The sequence below is a fragment of the Paenibacillus sp. 10L310 genome (genome assembly GCF_056395745.1).
This window is the reverse complement of record NZ_JBFTKC010000002.1, coordinates 644,815-665,042: the sequence shown is the minus strand read 5'-3', so window position 1 is coordinate 665,042 and position 20,228 is coordinate 644,815. Positions and strand designations below refer to the sequence as shown.

General features: G+C 45.4%; 14 protein-coding genes and 1 pseudogene. 12 read left to right on the top strand and 3 right to left on the bottom strand.

What is annotated here, in order from left to right; translation table 11 throughout:
* Positions 1 to 479 precede the first annotated feature (479 nt).
* The 8 genes and pseudogenes from AC1DE7_RS08315 (at position 480) to infC (ending at position 9,713) form a co-directional block, all read left to right on the top strand.
* A complete protein-coding gene (locus AC1DE7_RS08315; protein WP_477534129.1) occupies positions 480 to 797 on the top strand; it encodes a hypothetical protein in 318 nt (105 codons plus the stop codon).
* Between the two features lie 17 nt (positions 798 to 814).
* A pseudogene (locus AC1DE7_RS08310) lies at positions 815 to 940 on the top strand (galactose oxidase); the annotation flags it as partial.
* Between the two features lie 261 nt (positions 941 to 1,201).
* The gene (locus AC1DE7_RS08305; protein WP_477534128.1) at positions 1,202 to 3,577 is read left to right on the top strand and encodes a putative PEP-binding protein; all 2,376 of its coding nucleotides are present in this window, start codon (positions 1,202 to 1,204) and stop codon (positions 3,575 to 3,577) included.
* Positions 3,578 to 3,692: 115 nt separating this feature from the next.
* Positions 3,693 to 5,630 (top strand): LTA synthase family protein, encoded by a 1,938-nt coding sequence (locus tag AC1DE7_RS08300; protein ID WP_340032773.1) that lies wholly within the window; start codon positions 3,693 to 3,695, stop codon positions 5,628 to 5,630.
* Between the two features lie 234 nt (positions 5,631 to 5,864).
* The gene (locus AC1DE7_RS08295; RefSeq protein WP_036670607.1) at positions 5,865 to 6,872 is read left to right on the top strand and encodes an LLM class flavin-dependent oxidoreductase; all 1,008 of its coding nucleotides are present in this window, start codon (positions 5,865 to 5,867) and stop codon (positions 6,870 to 6,872) included.
* A gap of 99 nt (positions 6,873 to 6,971) precedes the next feature.
* Positions 6,972 to 7,724, top strand: coding sequence for a metallophosphoesterase family protein (locus AC1DE7_RS08290; RefSeq protein WP_340032774.1), 753 nt, complete (start codon positions 6,972 to 6,974; stop codon positions 7,722 to 7,724).
* 444 nt (positions 7,725 to 8,168) lie between these two features.
* Positions 8,169 to 9,101, top strand: coding sequence for a manganese-dependent inorganic pyrophosphatase (locus AC1DE7_RS08285; RefSeq protein ID WP_017688903.1), 933 nt, complete (start codon positions 8,169 to 8,171; stop codon positions 9,099 to 9,101).
* A gap of 120 nt (positions 9,102 to 9,221) precedes the next feature.
* Entirely contained in the window at positions 9,222 to 9,713 is a 492-nt protein-coding gene (infC, locus tag AC1DE7_RS08280; RefSeq protein ID WP_076327826.1) for a translation initiation factor IF-3, read from the top strand.
* Between the two features lie 188 nt (positions 9,714 to 9,901).
* Here infC and AC1DE7_RS08275 read toward each other — a convergent pair whose 3' ends face one another.
* Entirely contained in the window at positions 9,902 to 10,726 is an 825-nt protein-coding gene (locus AC1DE7_RS08275; RefSeq protein WP_076327827.1) for a protein-glutamine gamma-glutamyltransferase, read from the bottom strand.
* Positions 10,727 to 10,936: 210 nt separating this feature from the next.
* Here AC1DE7_RS08275 and AC1DE7_RS08270 point away from each other — a divergent pair, with 210 nt between their 5' ends.
* Positions 10,937 to 13,684 carry a PAS domain-containing hybrid sensor histidine kinase/response regulator gene (locus AC1DE7_RS08270; RefSeq protein WP_340982749.1) on the top strand — a complete coding sequence of 916 codons (2,748 nt, stop codon included), beginning with the start codon at positions 10,937 to 10,939 and terminating at the stop codon, positions 13,682 to 13,684.
* A gap of 49 nt (positions 13,685 to 13,733) precedes the next feature.
* On the opposite strand, the gene AC1DE7_RS08265 is transcribed toward AC1DE7_RS08270, so the two are convergent.
* Positions 13,734 to 13,946 carry a cation:proton antiporter regulatory subunit gene (locus AC1DE7_RS08265; protein WP_017688899.1) on the bottom strand — a complete coding sequence of 71 codons (213 nt, stop codon included), beginning with the start codon at positions 13,944 to 13,946 and terminating at the stop codon, positions 13,734 to 13,736.
* A 117-nt stretch (positions 13,947 to 14,063) separates the two neighbouring features.
* The gene (locus AC1DE7_RS08260) at positions 14,064 to 14,765 is read right to left on the bottom strand and encodes a hypothetical protein (protein ID WP_477534127.1); all 702 of its coding nucleotides are present in this window, start codon (positions 14,763 to 14,765) and stop codon (positions 14,064 to 14,066) included.
* Positions 14,766 to 15,425: 660 nt separating this feature from the next.
* Between AC1DE7_RS08260 and AC1DE7_RS08255 the strand changes: the two genes are divergently transcribed.
* The 3 genes from AC1DE7_RS08255 (at position 15,426) to AC1DE7_RS08245 (ending at position 20,207) form a co-directional block, all read left to right on the top strand.
* Positions 15,426 to 17,120 carry a M3 family oligoendopeptidase gene (locus AC1DE7_RS08255; RefSeq protein WP_076318693.1) on the top strand — a complete coding sequence of 565 codons (1,695 nt, stop codon included), beginning with the start codon at positions 15,426 to 15,428 and terminating at the stop codon, positions 17,118 to 17,120.
* A 246-nt stretch (positions 17,121 to 17,366) separates the two neighbouring features.
* On the top strand, positions 17,367 to 18,518 hold the full coding sequence (locus AC1DE7_RS08250) for an iron-containing alcohol dehydrogenase (protein ID WP_036608771.1): 1,152 nt from the start codon (positions 17,367 to 17,369) through the stop codon (positions 18,516 to 18,518).
* 519 nt (positions 18,519 to 19,037) lie between these two features.
* Positions 19,038 to 20,207 (top strand): glucose-1-phosphate adenylyltransferase, encoded by a 1,170-nt coding sequence (locus tag AC1DE7_RS08245; protein ID WP_338708935.1) that lies wholly within the window; start codon positions 19,038 to 19,040, stop codon positions 20,205 to 20,207.
* The last annotated feature ends 21 nt before the right edge of the window (positions 20,208 to 20,228 follow it).

Here is a 20,228-nt window from a genome sequence, read left to right as displayed (position 1 = left end):
TAATTAGATTGAGGAATATATTATAACAGATAGGATATAAACTAAAGGAGCAGATCAATGATAAAGGATAAAATTCCATTATGGTTCTGGTGTATCTCGATAGTAGTTGCCATTATGTTAGTATATAACTTGTTTCAAGTAGATTCTCGTATTAACATGCTTGCACTAGGCATACTAAATATTGCTAATGCCATTCGGATGTGGAAGAAATATCGGAACTCAGCAATTATGTTTTTGGTAATAGGTGTTCTTGGTACAGTTTTATTTTTTAAATATCTATATCAATAATCAGAAGCCTGACCGTCATATATCTGGCGGTCTTTTTCGTTTTTAAAAATTAAAACAGTGGAGGAATTACAATGAGCGACAAACTACAAAATAACAAACACGCTGGATTCAACATCGGAGAAAAGGAAAATATTACAACAATCCATTTTAATGTATAATATAGGAAAAATGAATTGGAGAATAGACATCCTATGAATAAAAAAATCTGGGCCTCGCTTTTAGTAATAGCTGTTATTGGAATGATTCCTGTTACAGCAATATCGACGACTACGGTTGCCGAATCGCATGAAATTTTGAGTGAAGATCTTCCTGAAAGCTTACGATATGATTCTAACCATCCAGATATAATTTATGTGAAGGATTGTGGGGTCTTCGAGAAAGTGGATTCGAGTTTAGTAGATTACGGCGAAGAAGAAGTTGTGTTCGATGATATACAAAAGGTAACAGATAAAACGAATGTAATTGTTGCTTATGATGCAACTTACATCAAAAAAGGTGAATGGGAATAGCTAATTCATTAGATTTACAATCTGGAAGCGGAAAAGCATCGTATGCGATCAATAAACACGACAACAACAAAGGGCCATTTAAGAGTCGAAAGGATTATATCCTGTTTGATCGGGTGCTGACATTTGAGGTAAGTGAATACTAAAAAATGTGAAGTTCCTTCAGCTTAGTTGAAGGGGCTTCTTTTTGCTTCACTGTGATGAATGAGCCAATGCAACTGCTCGAAAGGCTTGTTTCATCTTATTTTAGTGTAACGTTTACAAAAAAACAGGATAACGAGCACAAAATGCAAAAGCGGATGTCCTTGACTGAACGATTGTGACATACCATTAGAGTGAAGGCTGATCTGTAACGCAGGGATTGAAGCCTTCAAGCATAGCCATGAATGGCGGATGGGAGAGCTGTAATGACAAAACGGGTAATTCTGTTGGAAGAAGGTACGGCAGAGATGAAAGGGCTAATGGGCAGTAAAGGGGCTGATCTTGCAGAACTTATCCATGCAGGGTGGTCTGTCCCAGCCGGATTTGTGGTCACAACGGAATGCTGTCGCGAGTTCTGTACCCGTCTTGGACATCTTTCCGGTGAAGGAGAGGAAGAGATTATTAACGCGATCCGGCATCTGGAACAGCAAACCGGGAAGTTCTTCGGACATTCGGTGAACCCGCTACTACTCGCGGTACGTACGGACCAGGATCGAACCTCAGCAACTGCGACACAATCACTGCTCAATGTTGGTCTGAATGATGTTACTGTGGAAGGACTCGCACGTCAAACTGGTGATCGGTTGTATGCACTCCAATGTTATCTAGATTACTTAGAGGAATATGGACAGCTGGTATATGCAATTCCGTCTGAATCTTTCACAGAAATATCGAGTCACGTCAAGGGTCGGGATGAAACGGAACTTGAATTAACCATTACCGAGTTTAAATATTTAATCGAAGGGGAGGGGCGTAACCCTTTTCCTCAAGATGTTCAAATTCAATTCAAAGAAGCAGTACGTGCGGTATATCATTCACAGCGTATAAAAGCATCCAGATCTCAGGACGAGATCATGCGTAAATCATATTACATCTCTTCGGAGCAAAGCGCTCCTGTTCTTATACAGACGATGATGCATGGAAAATGTGGAGAATCAAGCGGGATCGGAACAATATATACGTGTAACCCACTTACAGGAGAAAAGGGAATTACAGGACAATATGTCCCAACCGGGAACGCGAGCCACACTGATCACAGCCTGGAGCGTTTACCGAATGACGAACCTGAGCTGTACACAAGTTTGCTGGAGATAGGTAGCCAGCTGGAGACGCATAAGGGAGAAGTGCAGGAAATCACCTTTGTGATTGAATCCGGCGCGTTGTATGTTGTGCAGACCCAGCCCGCACGATTATCTTCAACAGCCACACTGAGGAGTACTGTGGATTTTGTCCATGAAGGACTCCTCACCAAGGAGGATGCACTTCTTCGCATCCAACCTGCGCATATCACGGAAGTGCAGAAGCTTTACACCAATCCTACTTCTATCAGCGAAGCGAGCAATGGACATCTGCCCATACAGATCCAGCCAGTAACTAATGATGAATGTCCAGCTTATAACAACTCAGATTCACTTTTATCAGCAGATCTGCAACTACTGTTTAAGTGGGCTGATGAAGTGAAAGAGCTGAAGGTACTGGCCAATGTAGATCATCCACAGGATGCCATGACAGCACGGCTACAAGGGGCCGAGGGAATAGGTCTATGCCGGACGGAGAACATGCTGTTATCACCTGCGCGGTTACCATTTGTACAAAAAATGATCCTGGCAGACAGTGAATCCGAACGCAGGCGTGGTTTGGAGCGTCTGTTGCCGATGCAGCAGTCTGATTTTGAACAGATATTCGAAGCGATGGATGGATACCCGGTAACGATACGTTTGCTCGATTCGCCGTTGCATGAACTGTTACCGGATCTGGGAGTGTTGGAGAAACGACGTGAGTGGTTACAAGCAGAGGAGTGGCAGGAGCAAAAAGACCATCAGAATGAACTGGAGGAACTGGAGCGTGTCATTCGCAGAGTCTGTGAATTGCATGAACATAATCCGACATTGGGGCAACAGGCTTGTCGGCTGAGTACGGTGTTCCCGGAGATCGTTGATATGCAGCTGGAAGCGATATTCCGCGCAGCGGTGAAAGGCATCCGGCAAGGCTGGTGGGTACGTCCCGAGATTATGATCCCGCAGATCGGTCATGTGCATGAACTTCAGGTGATGAGAGATCTGGTGGATCATGTGGCTGACCAAGTGCTTGGTGAGGAGAAGCGGCATTGTCTCTATAGAGTAGGGGCGATGATCGAAGCTCCGAGAGCGGCGCTGACGGCGACTCATATTGCACGCCAGGCTGACTTTTTCTCGTTTGGCACGGATGAGCTGACAGAGATGACATTTGGATATAGCCGTCATGAAGCTGAGAAGCGGCTCCTTCTCCTTCAACGTGATACGGACTCTCGTGCGGTAACGAATAATCCATTTCATGTGCTGGACATTGAGGGAGTCGGACAACTGATTGAGATGGCGGTAGTCCAAGGTCGAATTCGAAAACCTCATCTGAAGACAGGGATCTGCGGAGAAAATGTTGTGGATCTGGAGTCAGTTACGTTCTGCCACCGCATTGGTCTGGATTACGTAAGCTGTTTGCCTGAACAGATCCCTTATGCACGAATTGCTTCTGCACAAGCAGCCATTAAGGGACAGAGAGAGGGAGCGGACACGCAGAACACGGATATCTCTACAATTGCGTAACGATCACCCTGCCCTACACGGAACTTCCATGGAATAGCAACCAGAAAACTGTTATACTGAAATATGCGTTTTGTAAAATGAACGTAAAATTTCAGGGTAAGGGTTGAAAGCGACCATGTATAATTCCAAAAATGAACGAACTTCATCACGGACCTTATTTGCCGTGTTATTCATTCTTATGCTGCTGAAGCTGTCACTGTTGCGGTATTTCTTTTTCCAGGGTCTGTCCGGCATCGGTCTGTTAACTGACGCATTAGGCGCACTAACCGTGGTATGCCTGCTGGATCTGATCGTGCCCAAAGGCTGGAAGCGAGCAGTATACGGAGGATTCAATATTCTGTTTTCTCTGGTGTTGTTCGCGGCTACGCTGTATAACGTTCATTTCAGTTCGGTACCCACATATACCGCGCTAAGTGAGTTGGGGCAAGTTGCCCAAGTACGGGGAAGTATCGGACCACTGGTACGACCGGAGCACTTTCTGTTTTTTGCAGACATCGTACTGGCATTGCCAATATGGTTGATTATGCGCAAACGTGCTGGCGGGCGTAACCGCAGCAGTTACCGCGATAGCGGTTTGACTTTTGGCAGAATTCGTAGACGTTACTGGGGCAAGCTCGGCGTTGCGCTTACGGCTGCATTCTGCATCGTGCTGTCTGGCAGTTTTATTGTCAAAGGTGAAACGATTGATAACGAGTTGGTGCGAGCCGAGAATCTCGGTTTCCTGAACTACCAGGTATCGTCTGCCATTCTGACGAGCAAAGAAAATGAGGCCATTGCGAATGGCAACATTAACGAAACGATTGCCAAGATCAATGAGCTGGTTAGCCAGTATCCGTATCAGGATAAACCAAGTGACGGTACAGCCGTGAAAGCCAAATATTTTGGTCAGGCCAAAGGCAGCAATCTGATCGTACTGCAACTGGAGTCCTTTCAGAATTTTCCGATTAATGCTTCATTAGACGGTCAGGAGTTAACACCGGTACTGAATGATCTGGCCAAAGAAAGCTATTATTTCTCTCATTTTTTCCAACAGATCGGACAGGGAAACACATCAGATGCGGAGTTCATGTCGAACACGTCTATCTATCCAACCGGAGTTGTGCCCATGTCAGCAGGTTATAGTGACCGCGAACTTCCAAGTCTTCCTAAGTTATTAGGAAAAGAGGGATATGAGTCCGAGACGTACCACGTCAATGACGTCACCTTCTGGAACCGGAACAAGATGTATCCGGCACTCGGATTCACTCGTTACTTCGACAAGCCCAGCTTCGAGAATGACAGATTCAATGACTTTGGACCATCGGATGAAGAGTTGTACCGTGTAGGTGTGGAAAAAATGACTGCGCATCAGGCTGCGACTCAGCCGTTCTATGCTCAGTTCATTACGGCATCGAGCCACTCGCCGTTTACGGTTCCCGCTGATCGTGCACGCATCACGATTCCTGCGACTATTACGAACAAACTGCTTCACGATTATCTGCAAGCGATCAATTATACGGACTATGCCATCGGTCAACTCATTAATGAGTTGAAGGCGAACGGATTATGGGATAACACAACGTTAGTGCTCTACGGAGACCACTTTGGTCTGCCTGCTGACGAAGAGATTACACAGCAGATTCAGGCCAATCTGGGCGTCCCTTATGACGGTAAAGTAAGTCGATTCAACATCCCGTTCATGATCCACACGCCGAAACAGACCAAAGGACAATTGATCGAGCAGCCTGGCGGTCAGCTGGATATGCTGCCAACGATCATGAATCTGATGGGAGTTTCGCTCCAGGATGAGAAATTCACTGCCTTCGGACATGATCTGCTCAACATGGACCACAATGCCTTTGGTATCCGGTATTACCTGCCGACGGGTTCATTTGTCAACAATGACATCATGTTTATTCCGGGTGCAGGCTTTGACGATGGAACAGCCTATTCGCTGAAGACATACGAACCGGTAACGGATTTGGAACCGTATCGTGCCGATTATGAACATGTGCTCAGCCTGATGAAACTGTCTGACGAGTATGTGAAGTTGCTACCGAAACGTGCACCATAAATCAATTTTCTGCAATAGGTCAGATCAAAAACGTCACCAGTTCAAAAGCTGGTGGCGTTTTTTTGCATGTTTCTTGCACAAGTGTGGTAATAAAGAGAATAACTAAAGTTTGAAACTGTAATAATTAATATTACAATGGAATGAGCAAGAATGAAGTGAGCAAAAGCGCATAATATTCGCTGATCTCATATTCACAGTACTTATGAACCTAACAGACGAGAGGATTGAATATATATGAAACTGAGTGTACTCGAACATGGACATATCAATGAAGGACGAAGTGTACAGGATACGTTGCAGGAAACGGTGAAACTCGCACAACATGCGGATCAATTGGGGTACTCCCGGTTCTGGATGTCGGAGCATCACGGTAGTGGTGCGCTGTCATTCTCCAGTCCTGAAGTTATGATTGCACATGTGGCTGCACATACTGATCGTATTCGTGTAGGTTCCGGTGGCGTTATGTTACCTCATTATAGTGCCTATAAGGTTGCAGAGAATTTCCGTCTGCTGGAAGCTTTGCATCCGGGGCGGATTGACCTGGGGATTGGCAGAGCACCAGGTGGCATGCCGATTGCCAGCAGAGCTCTGAATGAGGGGAAATCATCGAATGTACAATTCTTCCCGCAACAGATCGCGGATCTGGGCGGATACTTCCACGAGCAGTTGCCCGAGGATCATCGGTTTGCATCCCTGGTAGCCGGACCATCGGTTCCCACGGTACCAGAAGTGTGGTTGCTGGGTTCCAGCTCCGAAGGTGCAAGAATTGCTGCGGCACAAGGGACATCGTATGCGTTTGCCCAATTCTTCGGAACACCAGGCGGCGAAGAAGCGATGAAACATTACCGCAGACATTTCAAGCCGTCCATCCTGAATGACAAACCACATTCAATGATTGCTGTCTCGGCATTCTGCGCGGAGACAGAGGAAGAAGCTGCTGAACTTGCACGCAGCAATGAGCTTTTCTTCTTACGCCTTGGACGAGGTCTTGAACAAAGTTCATTCCCATCTCTGGAGACGGTGAACAACTATCCATACACAGCGATGGAGATGGAACAGATTCGTCAACGTCGTTCTTTTTCCATCGTGGGAACACCGGATCAGGTGAAAGATAAAATTACCGCAATGGCTGAACGCCATGAAGCAGATGAAGTCATTATTGCATCAGCGGTCCATTCGTTTGAAGCACGTCTGCGCTCATTCGGCTTGATTGCAGAAGCCTTTGGACTCAAGCAGGACTAATGGTAAGCAAGCGGGAATAACTACTCTGAACAGACTGGAATCTTGCTCATGCAAGGTTCCGGTTATACTCTTGCGTGATCAGGGAGAGGAGAGATTCACATGCGCAGATGTGTCATTAGTGATATTCATGGCTGTTACGATGAATTTAATGCACTGCTTAAGCTTGCAGATTATAATCCGCAGCAGGATGAATTGATTTTACTCGGTGATTATGTGGATCGCGGTCCAAGCAGCAAACAGGTCATCGAACAGATTATGCAGCTTCAGCAACAGCACGATATTATGGTGATTAAAGGCAATCACGATGCCATGATGGTCAAGGCGTTAACCCAGGATGTTGAGCAATATGATCAACACTGGATTCGTAATGGCGGATTACAGACGATGGCAAGTTATCTGGATCTGGAACTTACTTATGATGAGCAACAGATAGATTGGGAAGCTTATGCTGAAGCCAAAAAGTGGATACGTACGCACTATGAACACCATCTTCGTTTTCTGGAACAGCTTCCGCTGGTGTACGAGATTCCGGGTTATATTTTTGTGCATGCCGGGATCAACCCGGATATCGAGGATTGGAGAAGCCAGTCCGAGCGGGACTTCATTTGGATTCGTGAATCATTCTATTCCAGACCAACAACGATTAGAGAGACGGTCGTATTTGGACACACCCCCGTGAAGCATTTGCATGATGAGACAGGCATTTGGTTTGACCCGAGCGGAGACAAAATTGGCATTGATGGTGGTTGTGCCTACGGAGCACAACTGAACCTGCTGGAGATTAGCGAGGACGGCAGTCTACAGACCTTTTTTGTACGGCAAGGGCAGAGCGCGGAAGAGCCTGAGATTTAATGTTTTCGTTGCGTATCAGAGTTTCGTATGCTAATTTATAAGGTTGTACGATGGAATAAATAGGATACATACCATATCGACTTGAGGGGAATGAACCAAGTTTGGCTATTTTCCAAAATGACTTGCCTGAGAATGATTTGCAATTAATTCGCTGTAAAGGGATTGGAATTTAGCCTTATTAGCGCTATAATCAGTAGGGTATGATTGAAATATGACATATATTTTCTATATAAGTTCAACTAAACTTTTTACACGAGAACGGAGAGGACAGAAAAAAGCTGGAGAAGCGGAGCGTTCGCCTTTATCACCGGATTTTCCCTTTAAAAGGGAATCAAAAAATCTGGGGATAACAGCGATCGGAAGGTTATTCTGTCATCGGAGTGGCAAGTGTAAACATTCTTTGGTTGAACTTATATAAATCAGAATTGACGGAGGGCTATGAATATGGAAAAAGCGTTAATCTTCGGTCACAAAAATCCCGACACGGATACGATCTGTTCGGCAATCGCCTATGCGGATCTCAAAACAAAATTGGGTCAGGACGTTGAAGCAGTTCGTCTCGGCGAAGTCAATGGTGAAACCCAGTTTGCACTGGATCAATTCAAAATTGCAGCACCGCGTCTGATTAAAACCGCTGCAAATGAAGTAAACAAAGTTATTCTGGTTGACCACAACGAGCGTCAGCAAAGTGTAAGCGATATTGAGGAAGTGACTGTTGTTGAAGTTATCGACCATCACCGTATTGCTAACTTTGAGACAAGCGGACCTCTGTATTTCCGTGCAGAGCCTGTAGGTTGTACAGCAACCATTTTGAATAAAATGTACAAAGAAAATGGCATCGAAGTGAGTGCACCGATTGCTGGCCTGATGTTGTCTGCCATTATCTCCGATTCCCTGTTGTTCAAATCCCCGACTTGCACAGAGCAGGACGTAGCCGCTGCGCGTGAACTGGCTGCCATTGCTGGTGTAGATGCAGACAGCTATGGTCTGGACATGCTGAAAGCCGGTGCGGATCTGAGCCAAAAAACAATTGCTGAACTGATTTCCCTGGATGCCAAAGAATTCGTAATGGGTCAATCCAAAGTGGAAATTGCACAGGTTAATGCTGTTGACGTGAATGATGTTCTCGTGAAGCAACCTGAGCTTGAAGCAGCTATTGATGCGATCATTTCCAGCAAAGGTCTCGACCTGTTTGTATTTGTCGTAACAGACATTCTGAACAACGATTCCGTAGCTTTGGCATACGGTACATCCACTAAAGCAGTGGAGAAAGCCTACAATGTGACGCTGTCTGATAGCAGAGCTATCTTGAAAGGCGTAGTATCACGCAAATCACAAATTGTACCGGTTCTGACGGAAGCATTCAACACGCTGTAAATCAAACCGATTGGCATATTCATACGCTGATATGTATTACAAATAAGTAGCAACACCATCCTAGCCTGCTCTGATCCGTAAATGGTCAGGACAGGCTTTTGATGTAGAGGAGGTAGAATCATGATCAAAAATGAAAAGATCAAAGCAACCGAAGTGCAACTGACCGGCCTGAATGGTGAAGATCTGGGTGTGATGTCCACGCAGGAAGCACTTCTACTTGCAAAGCAGCATAAAGTGGATCTGGTGTGCTTGTCCTTGATGACGAGTCCACCACCATGCAAGCTGATTGGAGCTGGAGCAGCCAAAGCAGAAGCGCAACAGGCGAAGAAAAAAGCGAGTAAATCTCCCGATAAACGTAAAGTCAAGGAAATTCGCTTGAACCTTGCGATGGAAGATCATGACCGGGAGACGAAGCAGTCTCAGGCGGAGCGCATTCTGAAGAAGGGTGATTCGGTAAAACTCGTCATCCAGGTGCATGGAGCCAAAGAAGGAGTTGCAGGCAAGGAGTGGGCTGAGCAACTGAGCAAATCGCTGGCTGAATTCGGTAGCAAAACGACAGGTGTTCAGGTAAGTGGTAAACAGGTTGTTGTGCAACTGGACCCGAATGCGTAAACTGCCAGAGCGATCCTCGATGTAGCACAAAGGTAAAGCGAATGTCGATATAGTAATGATTTTTTTTTGGATGTAAAAAAGCCCAATGAGGTGGCAGGTTAACTGCTACTGTATTGGGCTTGTTTGTCATCACTTGGATTGAGGTATTGTTCGCAATTTAATGCAAAATCCGTTTCCGTTTCAGTAGTTCAGCTGCGTAAATAACGGCTGCCACCAAGTCGTACATATAACTGTCCGGGTAATACGGGCGTAGAACCAGCGGCAATATTATTCTGGCTGTTTTTGGCGAATCGGGATAAATAAAAGAAGTCCGGATAGATCACCATATCCATTAAGTAGGCGGAGACTCGGCTACCTGGAACGCGGAACTGATTCAGGGTACGTATAATCTCTTCGCCACTTGCAATACCAATGCCATGACCATAATACAAGTTCTCGCGCAGCATGAACGTATTCTCTCCCTGCCACTCGGGGGTTTCCGGAGAAACATCCGGATTTTTGAAATACAGCACATCTCCTGGCAGGGCGGTTTCGCTACCGTTTTTTTCGGTTAATCGCAGGTCACTGTCATAATGCCAGTCAAAGAGTAACAGATTGCGAAACAGGGAATTAAAGGCGTCTTCGCGAATGCTTCCCAGCACTCCACCATACAGCACAATAACGGTAGCTGTTGCACATTCAAAAGCATATAAGTGTCCATTCCTCCAGATATCCCGGATGCCGTCGGCGGGGGTCACGTTTGATCTTAGCTCAAACCCACCTTCCGCATTACGATTCCAGTAGGCAGGATTACATCTGGATTTTTCAAAGGATGCAAAACTCACACCGCTTCGATCCAGTCCTTCCGCGGCCTCCACGAGAGAGCCCCTCAAGTCCCATTCAAATCGAAGATGATCCATGGATTGGTACACATACCTCGTTGGACGATTCTGGAGTTGCTGTAACCAATACCATTCAAAATCAGACCATTCCGAGCGGTTCAGCTGGACGGGTTGATTAGCAACAATGATCATGATCCATAACCTCCGTTCCTATTCGAATATTCAACATTGTATAATCGGGAGAGCACGGGTATTGTGTAGTATATGTCGATTCATGCAGGGATTTTGCCCGATCTCGTTTATCAATCATGGCATTTGGGGTAGTACTCTATAGATGAAGTTATGTTCAGGTCTATCTATTCATACGGAATACATTCAGATTCTCATAAAGGAGGACATGTAATGTCGAAATCCATTACAGAGAGCCGATCTCTGTTCGAACAATTGTATACGCACGCACCAATCGGCATTGCTGTCGCATCGCATGTAAATGGACGGTGGTTGCAGCTTAATCCTGCATTTTGCGAGATGCTTGCATACAGTGAAGATGAACTGATCGATACTTCGGTCATACATATGATCTACGAAGAAGATCTGCATATGGAGGAATTCCGCAGCAAGTTCTGGGAAATGACTCATGAAACAAGTCCGATGTACGAGACGGAGGTTCGTCTGAAACGAAAGGACGGTTCGTTATTATGGGCAACCATTAGAGCTTGCATTGTTAGGGATGAAACAAATGGTGAGCCATTGTATCTGTTGGTACAGGCTGCTGACATTACGAAACAAAAAGATGCAGAGGAAATCCTCATTGTGCAACGTAAGCAATTGGAAGAGAGCAGTCGCATCTCTCGCCTGCTGGCGGAGTCTTCACTAGACCTGATTGCAATACATGATGCCGATTCAAGTCGTACATTTAAATATGTATCGAATGCATGTAAAACCATGTTGGGCTATGAGTTGGAAGAAGTTATAGGTAAGCCGGGAACATTTGTGATCTATCCGGAGGATGTGCCTTTGGTTGAAGCGTACGTAGAAGAGCAGAGAAAGGGTCTGGCTCCCAAACGGCTCAATTATCGCCTGTTACATAAGGATGGATCTACGGTATGGGCAGATACGATTACGCACTATGTATATGACGATTCAGGTGAATTAATGGAGATGGTCGCCGTAACCCGCGATATCACAGCCAGCCAGCAACAACAGTTAAGCATGCAGGAGTACAGATCGTTATTTGACTGTAATCCCCTAGGTGTGGCTTCTCTTGATCTGGAAGGCAATCTGCTGAAAGCCAATATGGGTCAGGAACAGTTGACAGGACACACCAAGGAGGAGCTGCTGAGTCGGCCTTTTGATCACCTCATTGATCCTGTGGATCTGGAGAAGACTCGATATCATTTTGAGGAAACGGTGAAAGGCAATGCACAGAGCTACGAGATAGGTTTAATTCACAAAAATGGGCAGCGGATTGAAACAAATGTGATTAATGTTCCTATTATACTTGAGGACAAAGTTGTTGGGATCTACGGGATTACGAGTGACATTACTGAGTCCAAACGTTACGTCGAGGAAATCGAGAATCTTAGTTATGAACGGGCATTGATTTTGAATGGCATGTCTGAAGGTGTTATTGGACTGGACCTGGAAGGGAATCTGAATTTTGCCAATCCGGCCGCTGCGGAGATCATGAACTTCTGTCCAAGTGAATTGAATGGCAGACCATTAGAGCAGATGATGATCCAAATGCAGAGCGAAGGCATCCCCTACCCATCCAAGGATACACCAATTCTACAGGCTGTTCGTGAGGGACGAGGTCTGCCACGTACCGAATCCGTATTCTGGAGACAGGATGGGTCCAGTTTCCTGGCGGAGTTCCAATTGAAGCCGATTATGGATCAGGGTAGAACCCGCGGAGCAGTGTTGGTTTTCCGTGATATGACATCTGTTAAGGACATCATACGTGCCAAGGAAGCAGCAGAGCATGCAGACCGGGCCAAGTCCGAGTTTCTCGCCATCATGAGTCATGAGCTTCGTACGCCATTAAACGGCATCATGGGCATGGCCCATCTGTTAATGGAAACCGAGCTGGATGATGAACAGAAAGGTTTTGCGGAAATCATGATTGATAGCGGCGAATCCCTTTTGTACATTTTGAACGAAATTTTGGATTTCAGCAAAATCGAAGCAGGCAAAATGGATCTTGAGCGCGCACCTGTTGATATTAAGGCGATGCTGGGTGGGGTGATCGAGCTGTTTGCACTGAAGGCATCAGAAAAAAATATTGAACTCTATTGTGAAGTGTCGGACCATATTCCTGAACGCATTCGAGGGGATGAGACACGAATCCGGCAGATTTTGATTAATCTGGTGGGTAATGCCGTTAAATTCACAGAGCAGGGCCGTATTATGGTGAGCGTAGGTGCTGATTTCTCAGATGAGCATGGTCAGGATAACCTGATGTTGACCTTTAAGGTAAGAGATACGGGCATTGGCATTCCAATAGAAAAGCAGCATCAGTTGTTCCAATCCTTCTCACAGCTTGATCCGGCCATCAATCGTAAGTTTGGCGGGACAGGTCTGGGGCTTGCGATCAGCAAAAAACTGGTGGAGTTAATGGGCGGAGCGATTGGCGTACAGAGTGAGATCGGTGAGGGGGCAGAATTCCAGTTCACCCTCGTAGTGGAGCGGTGGTTGGAGGAAAGTAATGACCCGATTGAAGTCACCACGAATGATGAACTGCAATTGGATCGAGCGAGTCTTGCCCATGACATCAAAATTTTGATTGCTGAGGATCAAGCGGTCAACAGTCATCTGTTGGAGGAGATGCTGCGCAAGTTTGGCGGAGTCTGTGATATCGTTGAGAATGGTGCACAGGCCGTCGACATATTGAACAAGGTTCAATATGACCTGGTGTTTATGGATATTCAAATGCCAGTTATGGATGGGATTGAAGCGACCTGCCACATCAGACAGAGCCACCCAGAAATACCGGTTATTGCAGCGATTACAGCTTTTGCAGGCGCCGGTGACCGTGAGGAGTGTCTGAAATGCGGGATGCAGGACTTTATCAGCAAACCGTTTCATTCCACGGAGATTAGCCGCGTACTGAATACATGGGTTCCATATATTCGCTCTCAAAGGGTGACGTAACAGAAAAATAACCTGTACCTTGAATTCAAGGTACAGGTTATTCTGTCATTTACGACCAGCCTCCGATTAAACCGGAGAGGGTTACGCATTCGTCATCTTCCAAATCTGCAATCAGAGTGAGTTCTTCGTTGTCTTGTGGATCAACGGAGAATAATTCACGGCGTCCGTCCTCATGCACAATAATGACTAACTGATGGCCGCCCTTTGTATCAAACTGGTACTTAACTCCGATACCAGGTAGTGGGCATTCGCGGATATTCATGAAACCTGTCACCTCTTTAGCTTTGCTTAATAAAAAATTAACCGTTCACACAGTACGGATGTATTCTACTATCCATAACACCGTTTGGCAAGTCACAAATAAAATTGGTGTGAAGAATTAATTTTTTCCCCGATGTGATCTTGCACTATGGCGCTGTCTGGCCCGTCTGCGACGAACAAAAAACCAAATGAGCAGAGCAGCGATACATAATAGGCCAATGACTGCAATTATGATGATATTCCGGATATTTGGGACCTGTACAGTCAGATCCAGTTTATTCATCTGGAGGGGTGAAACGTGCCAAATGAGCGTTTTTCCGCCATCCTCCACCTGATCGGCATTGGAATCGGCTGCCTTGATGGGCAAAGACAACTTGAAGTCAAAGTTAACATCTTTTAACAAGAGGTTTTTAAGAAAGCTAGGCACCTTGTTAATTTGATTTTTGATCTCACCATCGGGCATGGACTCCATGAGGTCGGCTTCTGCTGTAATGTGCATCTTGGAAGTGAAGAAGCCGGGTGAAGTTGATTGTTCAACCTTGATCCCTTGTGGTAACTTGGACGTATCAAAGCTGGTTTTATTGCTTTTTTCATAATGGGTGGTCGCTGTGAGCTGCTTCTGATCCCCCTGTTCCGAAACCTCTGCCTGGAAGTTATTTCGATTCAATGCATCTGCGATCAGAGGCATGAGATTGTCTTGTCCAATTTTTCCAAGAGCGGAGTTCTTTACGTTGAGATTGAGATCCAGATCCGTTGATCCATCCATATTTACCGTTAGATGGGCTTCTCCATCAGCACAGGAGGTCAAAACAGATAACATAAGGGCTAATAAAACAGTAAGAAATAGCTGACGTAAGGGAATGCGAGTTGACATGTCTTTCAACCTTTCTGCGTAAAAATCCAAATTCCATTTCATAGAAGTATAGTATACACCGTAAGCATGGCGGATGAAACTTTGCACCGCGTAGCGAGGTACGTATGATTTAGTGTGATCGGGGAAATAATCCATTTATTAAAATTAAAGATTTCGTATTTTTGTCAATGTTCGGTCAATTCAAACGGCGCTTCACCGTGTACACTAGTAGTAGTGTGATGAATATACGGAAGCAGGGAGGTTACATTCATGACATATATCATTATTATGGCCGTTATTATGGTCGTGGGCATGGTCGGAATGGGCTGGTTCTATCAGATTATGGATAAAGACCAAAGCTAGTATTGTTTAAATGTGAAAAGAAGAGAGACAACCTATAAGCTGGCTTCGCTAACGCGAGGCGGGCTTATTTGTGTGGGGAAAAATTTTGAGGCACTGACCTTACATAAGTACGTAATATTTGTAACCATTCATGTTGCACAATTTGACCGATGGACAAATATTTTTCGTAATTATGGGATTTTTTAGCTGCTCTTTTGTATAATAGGGGGTAGTTTAACTCGGGATACTCCCGAAATTCTGCCAAACAGGAAAGGGTGTACATAAATGAAATTTAGTGAGTATACGTATACACGTCCGAATCTGGAACACATCAAGACATCTTTCCGTGAGCTGTTGAGCGGTTTTGAAGCTGCGGCAACGGTTGAAGAACAGAGTGGGTTCATGGATCAGATTAACGCGCTGCGCAGTGATTTTGAGACACAAGCCCAATTGGTCTACATCCGTCATTCCATTGATACCAATGATGAGTTTTATAAGGCGGAGAACGAATTTCTGGATGAGAATGCACCAATTGTGCAGGAATATATTACGGATTTTTACCGTGCATTGGTTAACTCCAAATTCCGCAACGAGTTGGAACAAAAATGGGGTTCACAGCTGTTCCAACTGGCGGATCTTTCACTGAAAACATTCAGCCCGGAAATTATTGAAGAGCTCCAGAAGGAGAACAAACTTTCCACAGAATACAATCAGTTGATCGCATCGGCCAAAATTCCGTTCGAAGGTGAAGAGCGCACGTTGCCACAGCTTCATCCATTTGAACTGTCCACGGATCGCTCCATGCGGGAGCGTGCTTCGGAAGCCAGATACACGTTCATGGCTGAACATGAAGCTGAATTCGATCGCATTTACGATGAACTGGTTAAAGTACGTACACAGATCGCGAAGAAACTGGGTTATCCAAGCTATGTCGAACTCGGCTATGATCGCATGAACCGCACGGATTACAACGCCGAGATGGTTGCCAACTTCCGGGCGCAAGTTCGTGATTACATTGTACCTGTGGCGACCAAGCTCAGAGAGCGCCAGCGGAATCGGATTGATGTGGATACGCTTTATTATTACGATCAGGGCTTCAGCTTCAAGACGGGTAACCCGACACCTAAGGGTGACGCGGACTGGATTATCGATAATGGTAAAAAAATGTACGCTGAATTATCACCAGAGACGGATGCATTTTTCCAGATGATGACCGAAAACGAGCTTATGGATCTGGTAAGCAAAAAAGGTAAACAGGGCGGCGGATATTGTACGTTCCTGAACGATTACAAAGTGCCGTTTATCTTCTCCAACTTCAACGGTACCTCTGGTGATATTGATGTATTGACACATGAAGCAGGTCATGCTTTCCAGGTGTATGAGAGCCGTGATTTTGCAGTGCCTGAATACAACTGGCCAACATATGAATCGGCTGAGATCCATTCCATGAGTATGGAGTTCTTCACATGGCCGTGGATGCAGTTGTTCTTCAAGGAAGATACGGACAAGTACAAGTTTGATCACCTGTCTTCCGGTCTGTTGTTCATTCCGTATGGTGTAGCTGTGGATGAATTCCAGCATTTTGTGTATGCGAACCCGGATGCAACTCCAACGGAGCGCAAGCAGGCTTGGCGCAACATTGAGAAGACCTATCTGCCACACATCAATTACAAAGATAATGCGTATTTGGAGCAAGGTGGTTTCTGGCATAAACAGGGTCACATTTTCTCATCGCCATTCTATTACATTGACTATACGTTAGCACAAATCTGTGCATTCCAGTTCTGGAAACGCAGCAATGAGGACATGAAGTCCGCATGGGCCGACTATCTGACATTGTGCAAAGCGGGAGGAAGCCTGTCCTTCACTGGATTGGTTGAACTGGCTGGATTGAACTCTCCATTCGAGGATGGCTGTGTATCCTCCGTAATTGGTGAGATTGAGGCATGGCTTGACGGCGTGAACGATAAGGCGCTGTAAGCCTTCGTCAGGATGCTTTTAGTGTAAGTACCTTCGGTAAGGTATAAGTAGTGGATAAAGCTTTAAGATAGATAAGTAAGACGGCTTGGAGACCTTCGGGTGTCTGGGTCGTCTTTTTCATTACGGAGAAAAATCAACCGCAAGTGTAACATTTATCGGATTCATTGTGATTTATTTCACTATATCTGAAAACGGATTCAGTTACAATGAAGATAGTAAATCAGGGGTTACAGGAGGCTGGTTCAAATGGCAACACATGCATATTATGTTCCGCCCGTGAACTTGATGGGTAGAGGCTGTTTACAGGAAGCAGGTCAGATGATTGAACAGATGGGTATCCGCAAAGCGCTGGTTGTAAGTGATCGTCAATTGATTACTTCAGGCGTTGCAGAGCAGGTACTGTCTATATTAAGAAAATCAGGGTTAGATTATGTAGTATATGATGAGGTTCAGCCTAATCCAACATGTCAGAATGTACATGATGGACTTCAAGTATTCCAGGATCATGGCTGTGACGCCATTATATCGATAGGCGGAGGTTCACCGCAGGATGCTGCCAAAGGCATTGGTATTGTAGCTACGAACGGTGGGCATATCCGCGAATATGAAGGATTTCATCAATCGAAACACAAGTCCGTGCCACTTGTGGCTGTTAACACAACGGCTGGCACATCGAGCGAGGTGACAATTAACTACGTGATTACAGATGAGGAACGTAAAGTAAAGATGGTGATGGTGGACCGCAACAGTCTGGTCTCCCTGTCGGTTAATGATCCGGAGCTGATGCTCAGCAAACCTGCAAGTCTCACAGCGGCCACAGGAATGGATGCGTTGACACATGCCGTAGAAGCGATGGTTACACCGGGTGGATTTACAGTGACAAGTGCGACAGCTGCAGCAGCTGTTGAACTGATCTTTGAATACTTGCCAAGAGCTGTGAGAGACGGCAGTGATCTGGAAGCGCGGGAACATATGACGTATGCGTGTTTCCTTGGCGGGATTGCTTTTAATAATGCGGGCCTGGGTTATGTCCATGCGATGGCGCATCAACTGGGTGGCGTATATGATCTGCCGCATGGTGTATGTAACGCAATGTTACTCCCCTATGTGGAAGAGTTGAACGCCAAGCATGTACCCGGCAAATTCCGTCATATTGCTAAGGCAATTGGTATGGATGTGAAGGGTAGAAGTGATGAGGAGTGTTCCGATTACGTCATTGAGGCCATACGTCAGCTATCGAAGGAAGTCGGCATTCCTGAGAAACTGTCTGAACTGGGTGTAAAAGATCCCGATGTGGAACTGCTTGCCGATAACGCGATGAAAGATGCCTGTGCACCAGGCAATCCCTATCAACCGTCCAAGGATGAGGTGATGGAGCTGTTTCGCAAAATTATATAGACTGTTTCAGGAACGGATACACCAAAATAACAGACAAAATGAGCCGGGATCGAAAGTCGGCTTTTTTGTCATGTGAACTCATTCTTTTTACTTATTTTTCCACTTAATGTTTGCACAAAAACTAAAGGATTTTGCTTCTCTATTATCGAATACAATATGAATAACAGCGGCAAGAGAAAGGGTAATCTTACCCGCAACTTGATGTCGATGTTTTCCAGTAAGATTCCCCAGTCCGTTTCGTGTTTAATGTTAAATAGGAGTAGACTATTTCATTGTTCACGAGCTACACCTTAAGTTCTGCATCTAACATTCACCTCTGTAAGACAGTCAAGCAATTCTACACCAGCATCATCTCTATTTCAGGCTTTACAATCCAAGAAGTTCAACTGCAACAAAGATTCACCGGTTACACATCTGTACAGCAAGCTCCTAATCAAGACAACAGTGTCCACACAACAGAATATCGATTATGGGCTCTGAAATGAATCAGAACGAATGCACGTGGAGGAGGCTGTAATGATGGCGAAAAAAGAAGTTGTAGCGATGCTACTTGCCGGAGGGCAAGGTAAGAGGTTAAAAGGATTGACCAAATCACTGGCTAAGCCGGCTGTATATTTTGGCGGCACGTACCGAATCATTGATTTTCCGCTGAGTAACTGCTCTAATTCTGGTATTGATACAGTGGGTGTATTGACCCAATATGAACCACTTGTCTTACATTCCTATATTGGCATTGGCAGTGACTGGGATCTGGATCGGAAAAACGGCGGGGTATATGTACTTCCTCCACATGAACGTGAAGACGGTAGCAACTGGTACCGGGGTACAGCGGATGCGATCTTCCGGAACCTGAACTTTATTGAACAATTCGATCCTGAGCATGTGCTCATTCTGTCAGGGGATCATATCTATAAGATGGACTACGAAAAAATGCTCCAGTATCACAAAGAAAAAGATGCGGATTGCACCATATCGGTCATTGATGTCTCATTGGAAGAAGCCAGCCGGTTCGGAGTGCTGAACACCAACGATGACTATAGCATCTATGAATTTGAAGAAAAACCTCCTGAGCCCAAGAGCACACTGGCTTCCATGGGTATCTATCTCTTCAAGTGGGATGTACTGAAACGTTTCCTGATCCAGGATGAACAACAGGCATCCACCTCCTATGATTTTGGTAAAGATATTATTCCTTTATTGCTTCAAAATGAAAAATCCTTATATGCGTATCCATTTGAAGGTTATTGGAAAGACGTTGGTACCATTCGCAGTCTGTGGGAATCCAATATGGACCTTTTGGACGAAGACACACCGTTTAATCTGAATGATCCGGACTGGCGTATTTTCACACGTAATCCAAACCAACCTGCACAATACATCTCACCTTCGGGCAAGGTGCGGAATTGTATTATTAGTGAAGGTACTGTAGTGCATGGTGAGGTAAATCATTCTGTTCTGTTCTATGGAATTGAAGTTGGTGAGAACAGTGCGGTCATTGATTCGGTGATCATGCCAAGAGTGAAAATCGGGCAAAATGTGCGCATTTACCGAGCTATTATCGCAGAAGGATTGGTTATTCCGGATGGAACACAGATTTCGCCTGCACCGGAAGATGAGAGTGATATATTGCTCGTGGATCAGGAAGAACTGGAACGTCAGCTTCGCCAAGGAATAACTAGCAAGGCCTAATTGAAGTCAAAAGGACGGTGC

Coding starts and splice junctions, on each gene's coding strand:
- AC1DE7_RS08315 (WP_477534129.1), top strand. CDS start 480: ATGAATAAAAAAATCTGGGCCTCGCTTTTAGTAATAGCTGTTATTGGA.
- AC1DE7_RS08305 (WP_477534128.1), top strand. CDS start 1,202: ATGACAAAACGGGTAATTCTGTTGGAAGAAGGTACGGCAGAGATGAAA.
- AC1DE7_RS08300 (WP_340032773.1), top strand. CDS start 3,693: ATGTATAATTCCAAAAATGAACGAACTTCATCACGGACCTTATTTGCC.
- AC1DE7_RS08295 (WP_036670607.1), top strand. CDS start 5,865: ATGAAACTGAGTGTACTCGAACATGGACATATCAATGAAGGACGAAGT.
- AC1DE7_RS08290 (WP_340032774.1), top strand. CDS start 6,972: ATGCGCAGATGTGTCATTAGTGATATTCATGGCTGTTACGATGAATTT.
- AC1DE7_RS08285 (WP_017688903.1), top strand. CDS start 8,169: ATGGAAAAAGCGTTAATCTTCGGTCACAAAAATCCCGACACGGATACG.
- infC (WP_076327826.1), top strand. CDS start 9,222: ATGATCAAAAATGAAAAGATCAAAGCAACCGAAGTGCAACTGACCGGC.
- AC1DE7_RS08275 (WP_076327827.1), bottom strand. CDS start 10,726: ATGATCATTGTTGCTAATCAACCCGTCCAGCTGAACCGCTCGGAATGG.
- AC1DE7_RS08270 (WP_340982749.1), top strand. CDS start 10,937: ATGTCGAAATCCATTACAGAGAGCCGATCTCTGTTCGAACAATTGTAT.
- AC1DE7_RS08265 (WP_017688899.1), bottom strand. CDS start 13,946: ATGAATATCCGCGAATGCCCACTACCTGGTATCGGAGTTAAGTACCAG.
- AC1DE7_RS08260 (WP_477534127.1), bottom strand. CDS start 14,765: ATGTTATCTGTTTTGACCTCCTGTGCTGATGGAGAAGCCCATCTAACG.
- AC1DE7_RS08255 (WP_076318693.1), top strand. CDS start 15,426: ATGAAATTTAGTGAGTATACGTATACACGTCCGAATCTGGAACACATC.
- AC1DE7_RS08250 (WP_036608771.1), top strand. CDS start 17,367: ATGGCAACACATGCATATTATGTTCCGCCCGTGAACTTGATGGGTAGA.
- AC1DE7_RS08245 (WP_338708935.1), top strand. CDS start 19,038: ATGGCGAAAAAAGAAGTTGTAGCGATGCTACTTGCCGGAGGGCAAGGT.